At 35.2% G+C, this 14,741-nt stretch carries 15 protein-coding genes and 1 pseudogene; 11 read left to right on the plus strand and 5 right to left on the minus strand.

All coding sequences use genetic code 11. The annotated features are described in order from the left end of the window. Positions 1-125 precede the first annotated feature (125 nt). The 4 genes from ACQKNX_RS08355 (at position 126) to ACQKNX_RS08370 (ending at position 1,715) form a co-directional block, all read left to right on the plus strand. Entirely contained in the window at positions 126-341 is a 216-nt protein-coding gene (locus ACQKNX_RS08355; RefSeq protein WP_427428496.1) for a hypothetical protein, read from the plus strand. Between the two features lie 242 nt (positions 342-583). Next, positions 584-1,237, plus strand: coding sequence for a ParM/StbA family protein (locus ACQKNX_RS08360; RefSeq protein WP_427428497.1), 654 nt, complete (start codon positions 584-586; stop codon positions 1,235-1,237). Positions 1,238-1,258: 21 nt separating this feature from the next. Next, on the plus strand, positions 1,259-1,429 hold the full coding sequence (locus tag ACQKNX_RS08365) for a hypothetical protein (RefSeq protein WP_427428498.1): 171 nt from the start codon (positions 1,259-1,261) through the stop codon (positions 1,427-1,429). After that, positions 1,416-1,715: a hypothetical protein gene (locus ACQKNX_RS08370; protein ID WP_427428499.1), complete on the plus strand. Its 300-nt coding sequence runs from the start codon at positions 1,416-1,418 to the stop codon at positions 1,713-1,715. The genes ACQKNX_RS08365 and ACQKNX_RS08370 overlap by 14 nt, the downstream gene beginning before the upstream one ends. 256 nt (positions 1,716-1,971) lie before the next feature. Here the strand turns inward: ACQKNX_RS08370 and yfkAB (ACQKNX_RS08375) are convergent, their stop codons facing one another. Further along, positions 1,972-3,075, minus strand: coding sequence for a radical SAM/CxCxxxxC motif protein YfkAB (gene yfkAB, locus ACQKNX_RS08375; RefSeq protein ID WP_427428500.1), 1,104 nt, complete (start codon positions 3,073-3,075; stop codon positions 1,972-1,974). A 65-nt stretch (positions 3,076-3,140) separates the two neighbouring features. Then, entirely contained in the window at positions 3,141-3,899 is a 759-nt protein-coding gene (locus ACQKNX_RS08380) for a hypothetical protein (RefSeq protein WP_427428501.1), read from the minus strand. Between ACQKNX_RS08380 and yfkAB (ACQKNX_RS08385) the strand changes: the two are divergent. Then, positions 3,886-4,767: pseudogene (gene yfkAB / locus ACQKNX_RS08385) on the plus strand (radical SAM/CxCxxxxC motif protein YfkAB); the annotation flags it as partial. The gene ACQKNX_RS08380 and the pseudogene yfkAB (ACQKNX_RS08385) overlap by 14 nt on opposite strands. A gap of 267 nt (positions 4,768-5,034) precedes the next feature. Here yfkAB (ACQKNX_RS08385) and ACQKNX_RS08390 read toward each other — a convergent pair. Both ACQKNX_RS08390 and ACQKNX_RS08395 read right to left on the minus strand, forming a co-directional pair. After that, the gene (locus ACQKNX_RS08390) at positions 5,035-6,027 is read right to left on the minus strand and encodes an LLM class flavin-dependent oxidoreductase (RefSeq protein ID WP_427428502.1); all 993 of its coding nucleotides are present in this window, start codon (positions 6,025-6,027) and stop codon (positions 5,035-5,037) included. Positions 6,028-6,102: 75 nt separating this feature from the next. Then, complete coding sequence (locus tag ACQKNX_RS08395; RefSeq protein WP_427428503.1) at positions 6,103-6,528, minus strand: hypothetical protein; 426 nt, start codon at positions 6,526-6,528, stop codon at positions 6,103-6,105. 216 nt (positions 6,529-6,744) lie between these two features. Between ACQKNX_RS08395 and ACQKNX_RS08400 the strand changes: the two genes are divergently transcribed. The 6 genes from ACQKNX_RS08400 (at position 6,745) to ACQKNX_RS08425 (ending at position 12,872) form a co-directional block, all read left to right on the plus strand. Further along, entirely contained in the window at positions 6,745-7,512 is a 768-nt protein-coding gene (locus ACQKNX_RS08400; RefSeq protein WP_427428504.1) for a TSUP family transporter, read from the plus strand. A 118-nt stretch (positions 7,513-7,630) separates the two neighbouring features. Further along, positions 7,631-8,149 carry an RNA polymerase sigma factor gene (locus tag ACQKNX_RS08405; protein WP_427428505.1) on the plus strand — a complete coding sequence of 173 codons (519 nt, stop codon included), beginning with the start codon at positions 7,631-7,633 and terminating at the stop codon, positions 8,147-8,149. Continuing rightward, positions 8,142-9,032 carry an RsiV family protein gene (locus tag ACQKNX_RS08410; protein ID WP_427428506.1) on the plus strand — a complete coding sequence of 297 codons (891 nt, stop codon included), beginning with the start codon at positions 8,142-8,144 and terminating at the stop codon, positions 9,030-9,032. The genes ACQKNX_RS08405 and ACQKNX_RS08410 overlap by 8 nt, the downstream gene beginning before the upstream one ends. Before the next feature lie 108 nt (positions 9,033-9,140). Then, positions 9,141-10,265: an endospore germination permease gene (locus tag ACQKNX_RS08415; protein ID WP_427428507.1), complete on the plus strand. Its 1,125-nt coding sequence runs from the start codon at positions 9,141-9,143 to the stop codon at positions 10,263-10,265. Then, positions 10,265-11,722, plus strand: a complete 1,458-nt coding sequence (locus ACQKNX_RS08420; protein ID WP_427428508.1) for a spore germination protein — start codon at positions 10,265-10,267, stop codon at positions 11,720-11,722. The genes ACQKNX_RS08415 and ACQKNX_RS08420 overlap by 1 nt, the downstream gene beginning before the upstream one ends. Next, positions 11,715-12,872 carry a Ger(x)C family spore germination protein gene (locus ACQKNX_RS08425; protein ID WP_427428509.1) on the plus strand — a complete coding sequence of 386 codons (1,158 nt, stop codon included), beginning with the start codon at positions 11,715-11,717 and terminating at the stop codon, positions 12,870-12,872. Before ACQKNX_RS08420 ends, ACQKNX_RS08425 begins: the two co-directional genes overlap by 8 nt. Before the next feature lie 65 nt (positions 12,873-12,937). On the opposite strand, the gene ACQKNX_RS08430 is transcribed toward ACQKNX_RS08425, so the two are convergent. Then, complete coding sequence (locus ACQKNX_RS08430; RefSeq protein ID WP_427428510.1) at positions 12,938-14,677, minus strand: ABC transporter ATP-binding protein; 1,740 nt, start codon at positions 14,675-14,677, stop codon at positions 12,938-12,940. Between the last annotated feature and the right edge of the window lie 64 nt (positions 14,678-14,741).

The raw sequence follows: 14,741 nt of genomic DNA on the forward strand, positions 1-14,741 counted from the left end.
AAAGCTTACTTGTAATCTATGCAAATACCTAATGATAATTACAAATACTTTTAAATTTTTTAAAATAAATCAAACATAACTTGTCCACTCAAACATACAATATTATATGAAGGGAGTGGTATGTCTTGGCAATAGTCAGATCAGAAGAAGAAGCTGAAAAGATAATTGAAGAACTGATGCATAAAGGAAACGGAAAATACATCACTCAAAGCGTATTATTTAAGAAGGATAGCCCCCAACAAATTGAATTATTAAAGAATGTATTGATGCGGTCTACCTCTTTTGGCGAATATGTAAGAAGGGTTTTAATTAATAATCTTAGTAATGAAAGTAATAATTAAATAAATTAACTTTAAACCATCATCAACCTTTCAATTTTACCGTGGGTTATTGATGGTTTTATTATTCCCTTCCCTATTCAAAACAATATAAAATAATTTAAACCATTCACTGTCCTATTTTAAAAAGTTCAAAACAATATAAAATACATCAAAGTTTATTTAAAATTTTATTCATTTTTTAAAATGACGAACATAAATTGAATCATAATCAATTAAAATTGCACCAAAGAAAGGGGATATTTTTGACTGAAGGAATCTTAAGTGTTGCAGGTGTAGTTGCGATAGATGACGGAGGCTCTTCAACTTGTGTGGTGACTAAAGACATTAAAGAAAACTTTCCTAGTGTAAAAGGGTATTATGGGAAGCGCAATTTAACTGAAATAACACATAAGCACGATTTTATTGTTGAGTATAAAGGTCATTCTTATGTAGCAGGAATGTTAGCCAAATACGATTGTACAATGCCTCTTCAAATGCATACGGAATCTAAGCAACACGATTTTTATGATTTATCAGTTTTAATAGCGATTCATCAATACGGGTATGCTTCGAATAGTATCGTAGTGTCTACCCCTATCAAAAGTTACTCAATACAGGAAAGAGATGGTCGCCTGAAGAGATTAAAGGGATCTCATACTATTTCTGTAAACGGTGTATCTAAAACATTTGCAATTGCTGATGTAAAGGTCGCTCCTGAAACTGCTTCGGCTTTTTGGATTAATGAACCACAAGGAAAAACTAGATATATAGATTTTGGCTCAAGGACTATCGGAGTTGCCACGACTTTAAAAGAAAACGACATAGTTAGATTTATCGATACTGAAAGTGACACATTCTTCGGTAAAGGGATCGAAGCTTTAGAGGAAGATTACAACCCTAGAGGATTAGCTGATTAGGTATGTGGAAGGTTAACAAAAATGTGGGAAAGAGAAGATAAAGTGAATTTGCTTGGTGGCGGAGCTTTGGATATACAGTTAGTCACACATGTAAAAGAGTACTTTCCGAATGCAGAAGTAATGGTTAATCCAACAATGTGTAATGCAATCGGTATGTACAATTCTGGGAGGTCTGCTTATGGGTTATCTTAGATCAGAAGAAGAAGTTGAAGCAATGATTGAGGAAATGAAGAAGAAATCGAAAGGTAAATACATTACTCAAGGCGTAACCTTTAACAAGGAAAGTGAACGACATATGGAGTTATTAAAATATGCATTAATGTACACAACTTCTTTTAGCGGATTAGGTAAGGAATTGTTGGCAGATAAATTTGAAAAAGATATAAGTAAAAATAAATCGATTAACAAATCAGTTCAGGATTACAATTCAGCTATTGATACGGTAGAAAAGAAAAACACAGGTAACTTTCTTTTATAAAGTTTAAATATGATTAATACATTTTCAAACAAGATCATATACTACGAATAAAATTTAAAAGATATTCAAATTATTTAGAGTAATTTATACTAGGCTTCTTGTATAAATGCAAGGGGTCTTCCCATTTTAATTAGCTGTAAAATATGATATAATTCTTATGGTTGCTAAACTACACTACATAGAAATAACCCATTAACAAAACATGCTTTCTAAAAATAAGCATTGTATGGTTAATGGGTTATTTTTCATAAATTGGCTATTTTACAATTCCACTAATAAATTCTTTATTAGGATAGTACATATTTTTAACAATAATATTTGAGCCAAGACACTTAACAGATGGACAATGACAGTTGATACTATTAGAAATATTAGTATTTAGCCACTTGTCATATATGTCAGTTAGCTGACTTTCTTGAATATTACCCAATGATGCGCCGTCATCAGTAAAATCAGATACCGAAATATCGCCTGTAAAGATATTCAAGTTCATACGAGATCGACCATCTACGTCATTTCTTACTGTTATATTTGGTGTATTTTTAATTCTTTGCAATAATTCTAAATCACGTTTATCTGAACTGCAAGCATAAAATGGTAATGTACCGAATAGTATCCAAATGTCTTTATTTCTGATGTCGAGTATCTTATTAACTGTGTCTCTATATTCATCTAAACCTATAGTTTCCAAATTTTCAGCAAAATCACTTGAATACATAGGGTGAATTTCATGCCTTTTACATAACATTTCATTAGCTACTTCATTATGAATCTTTTCAAAGTAAGGAACTGTATTTTTATTTAACATCGTTTCCGCTGAAACAAACATTCCGCCTTTTGAAAGCTCTCTAGCATTATCTAAAATGTTTCTATATAATTCTGCTCTCTTTTGTACAGGTGGTTTTCTGTCCATCATTACAAATCCTGTTTCAACAAATTCCTCTTCATTACACCAATTATGTGAAATATGCATTACATCTAGATATGGAGCAACTAATTCATAATGATCCATAGGCAATGTTAAATTAGAATTAATTTGCGTTTTGATGTTTCTGCTTTTAGCATATTTAAGTAGTGGTAAAAGATTATCTCTAATCCCCTTCTTAGTCATTAAAGGTTCGCCACCAGTAAAGCTCATTGTACGCAGAGTTTCAACTTTATCTAATTGTCTTAGAATATTATCTATTGGAAGTGAATTAGCTTCTTTATTTGTTAGAGCATATCCAACTGCACAATGGGCACATCTCATGTTGCATAAATTAGTAGTTGTAAATTCAATGTTTGATAATGTAAGTTTACCGTATTTTTCAATGTCATGGTAACTTTCCCATTCATCATATGGTTTGTATATAGTATTCATGAATATAAAAAACTCCTTTTCTATATTGTATTTTCGCATAGGTAAAGGAGAATTTAAAGTACTAATCACTTATAATAAATATCAAAATCATTCTTACTTCTGTATACAATTTTTTCAATCAGCTTAAAAGCTTCGTTTCTACTAGTAATTTTAACTCCTTTTTGTTCGAACACCGCATCAATTAACAATTGTTCCTGTGGAGATTTAAATTTACACTTCTTTAAATTATACTGATTTCGTCTAGTTTTACATTCATAAGTTATCGGACAGGTACGGTTGATTTTCCTATATGATTTTTGACCACAAGCACAGTATATTAAGTCTTTAAATATTACATGTTGAAACTTATCTTCCTTACTGGTTTTAATTCTACTCGAATAAGTGTAAAGGATAGATTCTAACGCTTCAATATTTGTACATACAAGGTCGTTATCTTGATCGACTAAATATCTTAAATACTCATGAATGTCTGTGTCTGCAACCTTTAATATATCCCCTACGACTTCTAGTTTCATACTATCACCACAATAAAAGGCTTTATATGTCTTTTCACTGTAACCTACATTTTCCATAAAGTGTGCTCTTGTAATGTGTTTTCGTATTAATTCTTTGTCTTTAAATTTCTTTAAATTAACACCCTTCAATTCTGATAAATCTACCTCAAAGGCATAATCTGGATTAAATTTAGGATTGTAATCATAGACATATTGCTTTAAATTCTTAAAGAAGAATTTTGCTATCTCATTTTGGTATTCAAAATAGTTAAAGGATATTGTAAGAGCTTTAATCGTACTTCTTACAGATGTTATATTATTCATAACCATAGGTGAGCCAATGATGTCTAAGAAATCAGTTCAAAATTATGTACTACCCCTATTAAAATATGCACATGCTAGAGGAGTCCGCACACAAATCAACTCTAACTTAACTATCGAGCCAGAACGTTATTTACTCATTGCACCTTATTTAGATGTTTTACATATTTCTCATAACTGGGGTACGGTTGATGAATTTGTTGAAACAGGCTTTGCAATGATGGCGCGTAAGCCTACCTATGAGCAACGTGCAGCTCTTTTCCAACGCATGATTGATAATGCGCGAATGCTTGCCGAGCATGGCGTGATGGTCTCTGCTGAAACAATGCTCAACAAAAAAACATTGCCTTACTTAGAACACATCCACAACCAGATTATAAATGAGATGCAATGTGCTCGACATGAAGTACACCCTATGTATCCGTCTGACTTCGCAAGTTCGCTAACATCTCTTTCTCTAGAGGAAACACGCGCAGCTATCCATCATTTGCTTGATGTACGCGATGAAAATACTTGGATGCTCTTTGGTACATTGCCGTTTTATCCTTGTAGCACTAATGAGGAAGATCAAAAACTATTAAAACGGTTACGAGAGACCAAAAACGTCACAATGCGTAATGATCCAGATGGTCGTTCACGACTAAATGTCAATATCTTTACAGGTGATGTCATCGTTACAGACTTTGGTGATGCATCAGCTCTCGGTAATATCGTTCATGATAAACTTCCTGCAATTTTTGACAAATGGATGGCTACAGATTTAGCAAAATCTTTAAACTGCCACTGTCCAGCTGTGAAATGCCTAGGTCCGAATGTGTTAGTTAAAAATATGTATTATCAAGACACTACTTTTATGAGCGGCTCGGCGAAACTTTAACTATAAAAAATGTCCAATGCAACTGAATGCATTGGACATTTCTGCTGTAGATAAACTTTCATAAAATCGTTGATTTGCGTTCCATCCCCATCCTTTTTCGCAGACACATACAGGACGTAAGACGCTGGCACCTCGCAAGTTAGCGAGCGTTGCGATTTCCTGTATTGTGCGGACAACAACAGTACAGCAAAAAAGTGTTAGATTGATAGCAGTCAATCTAACACTTTTTCTCTTTTGTCTCAATTTATTTCTTAATATAGCTATTTGTTAAATCAATTCATTTGCCAGTAGTTTATAGCAATTCAAGCGACTTTCCTGCGCATATTGATTGCAGTTTAGCATCACTTCATCAAAGCCATATTGTTCCTGCTCTGCTACTAAAAATGCTGCAACGTCCTTCGGTGTGCCTACAATATTTGCTTTGCGGTTGTTAGCAATCATCATTTTATCCATCTCTGTTAAAGGATAATCCTTCGCCTCTTCTGGAGACATCGCCTGAATAATTTGCCCCTTCATAAGCTGAAGGCGTGTAATATCGATTGGCTTAGCTAAGTATTCCGCTTCCTCTAACGTATCAGCAACCGTTGTTGCATAGGTAACGATAATTTGCGGTTTTTCCATATAATAAGAAGGTGTAAAATAAGATTTATACGTATCAAAAATATCCTTGGACATATTGCCCGTAAAGAACTGAGCATACGAATAACCTACACCACGTTGCCCTGCCTGCATGGCACTTTGACCACTTGAACCGAGCAGCCACGCTTCTGGTAATTGTATGTTAGTAGGCGAAGCAATAACTTGATCATAGACAGACTCGCCCGTTTTTTGATTATTCATCAATTTTAAAATGATATCGAGCTTATCATATTGTTCATTAAAATGTTGTCTGCGTCCCTCTGCTAATGCATAGATTGATGCATGGTCTCCACCAGGAGCACGGCCAACACCAAAGTCAATGCGATTCGGTGCTAGTGCACTTAATGTTTTAAATACTTCTGCCAGCTTGTAGGGAGAATAATGCATCATCATGACGCCCCCTGTGCCAATCCGCAGACGTTTTGTTTTCGCCGCTAAAAAGGCTGCTGTAATTTCAGGTGCTGAGCTTGCTAGTGATTCGCTATTATGATGTTCTGCTAACCACATGCGATTGAAGCCCAGTTCTTCCCCTAAAAGCGCTAATTGTTCTGTACGCAAAAAGGCCTGTTCAGCAGTATGACCTTTCGGTACAGGAATTTGATCTAAAATACTTAATTTCAATGAAAACACCCTCTCTGTCTGTATGCTCTCCTTTCTACTGTAATATAGTCATCCCTTTTTACAAAGCAAAAGCACTTACTGATAAGCGAGCTGTTTCATTTTCCAAGTTTCATAAACAATGCCAACAAGCGTTCCTTTTTGTTCTGAATCGAGTACAACATCGTTAAACTTCATTGCAAAAAGCTTAAATTCAGTAGCTTCCTCATTCACGATGAATTGCAATATGGCATGTCCTTTTTCATCTGAAAATAGAATATCCCCTGAAAGCTCCACGACATGTTGACCCGTTTTCGCCTTATAATAACGCCAATATGGCTCTGTAAAAGCATAATTAAAGGCATTACGGACTTTCACGTCTGCAAAATCAACCAAATATCCTTCCTTTACTGTATCGATATATACATTATCCGTAATATCTTTTTTCGCATTATACACATAGCCTACGAGCACACCCATAAACACAACACAAACAAACACTCGAAAATGATTTCCTAAAGACAAATGTCATCACGTCCCCTTTACGCAAAAACACCATTTCCTTCATAATACATTAAAATAATTACATAAAGTAGAATATTTTTGTATTTTGTAGATTTTTATATTTCACAACAAATGATGCATACTAAACGTGGCTGTTAAAAATTATTACAGGCTATTTACAGTTACCCCGTGTTCCGCTAATATCAGATTATTATTTAGAGAAAAGAGATGACGTTAGTGCCCTTCGATTTAGACCCAAATATATTATTAATTCTTATTATTTTTGGCTTTTTGGCCGCATTTATCGACTCTGTAGTTGGTGGTGGTGGGCTCATTTCATTGCCTGCTCTCCTATTTGTAGGATTACCACCTTCCGCAGCTGTCGCAACAAATAAACTAGCTGGTACAATGGGATCTTTAACTAGTACCATTACGTTTTACCGCTCAGGGAAGTTAGATATTAAATCTGTCTATAAGCTGTTTCCTTTTGTTTTTTTCGGCTCCATGGTTGGTGCATGGATTGTCCATTTAATTGATCCAAGTGTTTTAAAGCCTTTAATGTTAATCATGCTAGCCGCTGTAGCCGTTTATACGATTTTCAAAAAAGATTGGGGTAGTATTTCCACATATAAAAAGCTAACACCTAAACGATATGCATTTTTCGTCCTTATTATTACTTTAATTGGCTTCTATGATGGTTTCTTAGGCCCTGGTACAGGATCCTTCTTACTGTTTGCCTTTTTAATCGTTGGCTTTGACTTTTTAAAATCAGCCGGCAATGCCAAGTTTTTAAACTTTGGAAGCAATATAGCAGCGCTTCTCATGTTTATATACTTAGGTCAGGTTCATTATACTTACGGCTTCGCTATGGGACTAGCTCAAATTGCTGGTGCGATAGTCGGTTCAAAATTTGCCATTAAACGCGGGAGTAGTTATGTGCGTAAACTATTTATCGTTGTAACCATCCTATTACTGCTGAAAAATACATACGACTATTTTTCGTGAAACAATTCTTATCTCTATTATGAGGTAAGTTTTTTTCATTCCTTCAACTTTTTCCCCACTTTCATACGTCTAGTAGTTGTATACAAATTGAAAATGTTAAAAAGGAGCTTCTTTGGACATGAAAAAAAGAAATGCATTTCAACATGAAGAGGTGTTTGTCCAGTTAATTCGTGAACAGAAAGAACGATTTTATTTGCTTGCCTACAGCTATACGAAAAATGAGCAAGATGCACTTGATATAGTACAAGACAGTATTCAAAAAGCGATGCTTTCTCTCGATCGATTAGAGCATGTGGATAACATGAAAAGCTGGTTTTACAAAATTGTTGTACGGACAGCTATTGATTTTTTGCGCAAGCATAATCGATTACAAGTGACGGACGATAACACTTTGCAATATTTAACTCCTGCTCAAGAAGATATTTACGAGAACATCGATTTAGAGCATGCTTTAGAGGAATTACCTCAAATGTACCGTGAAGTCGTGATTTTACATTATTTCGAAGATTTAAAGCTAGCTGATGTTGCCAACATACTGGACATAAAGCTAAGCACAGCTAAATCACGCCTATATAAAGCTTTAAAACTGTTAAAAATACAACTCCAAGATGTGAAGGGAGAAACAGCACATGGATAAAAAATTAGAAGAGTTAAAAAAACATTATAATGACGTTCCAATACCAAAGGAGCTTGACTTTGTAGTTGAAAGTGTACTAAGACAAGGGAAAAGGAAGAAAAAAAATCGAGGACCGCAATGGTTACTTGGAACAGCGGCAGCGGCTATGCTATTTACAGCTAGTTTAAATATCAGCCCTGCAATGGCACGTACATTGTCTGATATCCCTGTTGTAGGGAGTGTCATAAAAGTACTGACATGGACAGAATATGAAGTAGCTGAAGACACATATGACGCTACTATTAAAGTACCTTCAATTGAGCATTTAGAAAATACAGATCTTGCAAATGCTTTAAATGAAAAATATCGTTCAGAAGGAAAAGCACTTTATGATGACTTTATTGCAGAAGTTGGCGATTTGAAAGCAAATGGCGGTGGTCACTATGGAATAGATAGCGGCTATGACATTAAAACGGATAACGACCAGATTTTATCGATAGGACGTTATATTGTCAATACAGTTGGGTCATCATCAACCGTTATGCATTATGATACGATTGATAAACAAAACGAAATTTTAATTACGCTGCCAAGTCTATTTAAAGATGACAGCTATATTCATGCTATTAGTGAGAACATTAAAGAACAAATGCGTGAACAAATTGCTGCAACAAACGAAGATAAAGTTTATTGGGTTAAAGGAGCGGGCTTGCCCGATGAAGATCTAATGGAAGTGTTTACTACGATCAATAAGGAACAACAATTCTACATTTCTGAAAAAGGAAAACTCGTTATTTCATTCGATAAATATGAAGTGGCACCTGGCTATATGGGTGTAGTGGAATTTGAAATTCCAACAGACGTTCTTCAAAATAGTCTTGTAAGTAATAAATATATTCATTAATCGATGGCACTATCTCATTTAATGTGAGATAGTGCTTTTTTATGACTTATAATCTTTCAATTTTTTGTCAAAGCTAACTTGTATCAAAACATGTTAGAGGGTTTTCAAATGAAAGGTGTAGGATCAATTAGTATTTTACATGTTGTCTTCCTAGCAATGACCGTTATTGGCTTAAAAAATCACGTTACAATTATGCCTCCGTTATTGGAAACTGCAGAAAGAGATAGCTGGCTATCTGTAATTTTTACATCAATTTTAATGTTTCCTTGGCTCTTTCTTTTAGTTTATATTCATATAAAATCAAATCAAGAGCCATTAAAAGATTGGCTGCCACAAAAAATCGGAAAAATCGGTTCTAATATCGTCATTTATACTATCGCAATTTTTCTTATCATTATTGCAGCTTTTACAATGATTGAAACTTTACAGTGGGTAAATACCACTTTTTTACCTAAAACGCCAAGGTTAATCTTGCTTGCTATATATGTCGTTCTTTGTATCCTACTTGTTACAACTAGCTTACAAACAATCGTCATCGTCAATGTATTCGTTTTATTAGCTGTAGTCGTTTTTGGATTTTTTGTTGCCTTTACAAACTTACAAGTCAAGGACTATGACTTACTACGTCCTTTTTTTGAACATGGATTTACGCCTGTTTTACAGGGGCTCGTCTTCCCCGCCTCGGGATTTTCGGAATTAATTTTATTTTTACTCATACAACACCAAATTAAAGATCGTATGCGTTGGTATCACTTCGCCATTATGCTCCTAATTTTAGCAGGGCTAACAATGGGTCCCCTTGTTGGTGCCATTACAGAGTTTGGACCAGCAGAAGCCTCAAAACAACGCTATCCAGCTTACGAAGAATGGGGCTTAGTAACAATAGGGCGCTATGTGGAGCATCTAGACTTTCTTTCAATTTATCAATGGTTAACTGGCACATTTATTCGAGTCGGATTTATTTTATACATCGTAACAGATTTATTGGGCATGGTAGGAAACCACCAACGTATTTGGAAATTTATTGCATTCCCATTCTTTTTTATATGTCTACCACTAATGTTATTAAATGAACACATATTTCTACAACTTAAAGGAAATTATATGTTAGCAGGTACATTTATTTTCTTTTTCTTACTATCCATATTTTTAGTGATTGTAGCTTTCATGTCAGGAAAAAAAGGAAAAAAATCTAAAGCTGATACCCAAGACCCGGAAAGTGGTGACACTTGATGCCCTCAACAGAAAAGCCCTTAGAATTATCAACCTTAAAGCAGTTATTTGAAAAGTCTGCTGATATTCATTTTCAAGAATATGCATTTCAGCAACATAAGGTACAATTTGTCATCTGTGAGGCGATGATCGATCAACAACTTCTCAATGACGTCATTGTCATGCGTGTTCAAGCTCTTTTTGACAATTTAAAGGACGCATCACTGCAAGATGCTATTAATAAACAGTTACACATCCCTGGCCTAGAACAAGTTACAGATATGTCAGAAGCCATTACACTCATTTATAATGGCCATTTACTTCTTTTTTTTGAAACGGATGCGTTACTATATGCCAGTAATATTGCCAGAAAGCCTAATCGTAATCCTGAAGAAACTAGGATGGAAGTACTCGTTAAAGGACCTAGAGATAATTTTATTGAAGATATCTCTGTCAATATTGCATTAATACGAAAACGACTGCCTACGAATTCCTTATGTGTAGAAAAAATGGAACTTGGGAAACGCTCAAAGACAACCGTTGCTATACTTTATTTTGGCGACATTGCGAACTTGGAAATTTTAAATAGTATAAAAGTACAATTACAATCAGTCGATACGGATATTGTATTTAGCGGTGATTTACTAATGGAGCGTGTAAACAAAAATACAAGGTTCTTCCCAAAAACTGATTATACAGGACGGCCAGATTTTGCAATTCAAGCATTGATACGAGGACGTTTTTTAATTTTTGTAGATGGCGTAGCTTATGCTGTCATTACCCCTGTTAATTTATTTTTACTGTTAAAGTCAGGGGAAGATAATGAATACCCGATTGTTTTTAGTTCACTTGAACGTTTACTGCGTATATCTGGTATTTTTATCGGCCTGCTGTTACCTGCTTTTTGGCTTGCGTTAACAACCTATCACCAAAATCAATTACCGTTATTGCTTTTAGCAACTGTTGTCCAAGGTCGAACCGGCCTACCCTTCCCCTCTTCGCTTGAAATGCTATTGATGCTATTGATGTTTGAGCTGTTTAGAGAAGCAGGCTTACGTCTCCCATCCGTAATCGGTGGAACGATAAGTGTCGTTGGTGGTTTAATTATTGGCGATGCAGCAATACGTGCAGGTGTTACAAGTCCAGAGATGATCGTGATTATTGCCGTTTCTACCATTGCCTCCTTTACACTCGTTAATCAATCACTCGTTACGACGATCAGTATTTTCCGCGTTGGCTTCATTTTATTAAGCGGCTTTTTAGGTTTATTCGGCTTTTTTATTGCACTATACGTAACCCTTCTTTACTTATGTAATATTAGAATATTTGGTAACTCTTATATGCAAATTGGCGCTGATTTAGATTGGTCAACCATTAAAAAAACACTATTTCGCTTATCTCCAAAAGGTTATACCAAGCGTCCGAACTATATTGCACCACAAGATCAAACCCGTACGAGTGAGGATAAAAATGAATAAAAAAATACTCAGTATATTGTTGTTAGTATTCACTACGCTGCTCTCGGGGTGTTGGGATGTCACCGAACCACAAAGAATGTACTATGTCCATGCGCTTGGTATAGATTTTAAAGATGGCAATTATGAAACTTACATGCAAATTATTGATTTTGCCAATATAGCCAAATCCGAACAGCCAAATAATCCGCAAGTTCAACAGGCTGAAATTGGACATGCAAAAGGTAAAACAATTGAAGATTCTCTTTTCGATTTATATCATTCCATTGACCAAAAAGCGTTTTGGGGACATATCACCTATATTATACTTTCAGAAGAAGTAATGAAGAGCAACAAGGTAAATCAAGTGCTCGATTTTTTAACTCGTTATCGTGAAACAAGATATCAAATTTGGATATATGGCACAAAAGAGCCACTCGATAAATTACTTGTCGTAACACCGATCAATAATAAAGCTCTAACATTATCTAAACTCGGAGATCCGATAAATTCGTTTAAGCAAGAATCTTTTGTAAGACCGATTGATCTTCGAAAATTAGTGATAGGTCTAAATGAGCCTAGCCATGAAGTTTATCTTCCATTAGTATCAATTGATAGAGGATGGGTATCTTCCAAAGGACAGTCAGAATCAGTGGAAATAAAAGGTATTACACTACTATCTAAAGAAGGATTAAAAGGATTTCTCACCGAAGAAAACGCAAATGGTATTAAATGGATGAACAATGAAACAATTCGCAGTGAAATAACCGGGCAAATTGGAGAGCATAAACAATTCGTAACCGTTACATTAGATCATATAAAAGTTCTTATTTCTCCAGTCGTAAAAAACGAACACGTACAATTTGATATCGAAATAAAAATGGAAGCTAACGTTCTTGGTATTACAGAAGAAATTACGACCCATGAAATTCGTCAATTGGTCAAAAAACAGGTAGAAAAAGAAGTAAGGGAAACATTTAATGAATCCTTAGCATTGAATACAGATATTTACCGTTTATCTGAACAGCTATATCGCAAAGACGTTAAGACATGGAAAAAATTAGAGAATAACGGTAAAATCGACTTAACGGAAGATTCTATTCGCAACATAAAAATAAACGTAGTCAAAGTAAATCCTGGTAGAGAATCTTTTATTGAAACAATTGAAGAATAGCAAGTAAAATAAAACAAAGGCATCGAGTATTGAATTTACTCGATGCCTTTTGAATATGTTTAACATTATTGCATTACTTTTTCATTTTCTGTTTTACGAAATTGAATATGATGTAATTTTGCGAAAATACCTTCTTGTGCCACTAGTTCCGCATACGTTCCATCCTCTTCAATACCATTTTGTGTGACAACAAGTACCCGATCCGCATTACGGATTGTCGCTAGTCGATGCGCAATGATGAGTGTTGTTCGATTTTCAGCAAGTTCAGCTAACGATTGTTGAATAATCATTTCCGTTTCTGTATCTAGCGCAGAAGTTGCCTCATCCAAAATTAAAATCGGTGGATTTTTCAAGAACATACGTGCAATGGCAATACGTTGCTTTTGCCCACCAGATAGCTTTAAGCCACGTTCACCAATCTGTGTCTCATAACCATCCGGAAGCTCTGCAATAAATGATTCTAAATGCGCCCTTTTAGCTGCTTTTACAACGTCTTCATCACTTGCACCTAAACGACCATAGGCAATATTTTCTCGAATTGTCCCTGTAAATAAAAAGACATCTTGTTGTACAATGCCAATTTGTGCTCGTAGAGAGGCTTGTGTCATATTACGTACATCCAAGCCATCGATTGTAATCGCCCCTTTTGTGACATCATAAAACCTTGGAATTAAAGAACAAATTGTTGTTTTTCCAGCTCCAGATGGTCCAACAAAGGCAATTGTTTGTCCTGCATGCACATCAAACGAAATACCTTGTAAAACAGCTTTTGACGAATCATAATTAAAATCAACATCATTAAACGAGATGTCTCCACATAAATGTGTTACTTGCTTTGCTCCCTCACGATCCTGAATTTCTGGCTCCTGCTCTATCAACTCACGGAAACGCTTAAAGCCTGCCATCCCTTTCGGATACAGCTCTAACAACGCACTAATTTTATCGATTGGTTTAATAAGAACATTTGTATACAATACAAAGCTTACAAGCCCTCCATACGATAATTTCCCATTAAAACTTAACCAGGCTCCTACTACTAGGACAACTAACGTTAACAAACGCGTCATCATATAAATACTTGAATGTGCACCTGCCATAATCTTATAGGCGTATAGTTTTGCCGAACGGAAAAACCCATTTTGCTCCTTAAAACGTTCCATTTCATACGCTTCATTTGTAAAAGATTTCACAACGCGCACGCCAGAAACGCTATCCTCCACACGACCGTTTACATCTGCAATTTTAACGTACAACGTTTTCCATGCATTGTTCATTTTAATGTTACTAACAGTCACAAGCCACATTAAGAACGGCACCATAATCGCTGCAATTAATGCAAGTGTAGGATTGACATTAAACATAATGACGAAAGCACCCACAAACGTCATAATGGCAATGAATAAATCTTCTGGCCCGTGATGGGCAAATTCACCAATATCAAATAAATCATTCGTAATTCTGCTCATAATATGACCGGTTTTCGTATTATCAAAGAAACGGAATGATTGACGCTGGACATGATTAAACAGTTCTTGTCGCATATCGGTTTCAATATTTATCCCAAGTTTATGCCCTAAATAATTGACAATAAAGTTTAGTACGGTGCTAAGTACGTATACTAGCAATAGCAAAATACTTACTTTGACAATCATGCTCCACTCCCCTGTAGGCAGTAGTTTGTCAATAAACCATTGCACAGCTAATGGAAAGGCCAGCTCTAGAATTGCTACAACAATCGCACTAGAAAAATCGACAACGAATAATCGTTTATGTGGTTTGTAGTATGAAAAAAACTTTTTATACATATATGACTCCCTTCTAATGCTAAAAAATTTCACTTATCACCAATAGTACCACTTGTAATAATAA

The organism is Lysinibacillus sp. NPDC093712 (assembly GCF_050280025.1).
Taxonomy (GTDB): domain Bacteria; phylum Bacillota; class Bacilli; order Bacillales_A; family Planococcaceae; genus Lysinibacillus.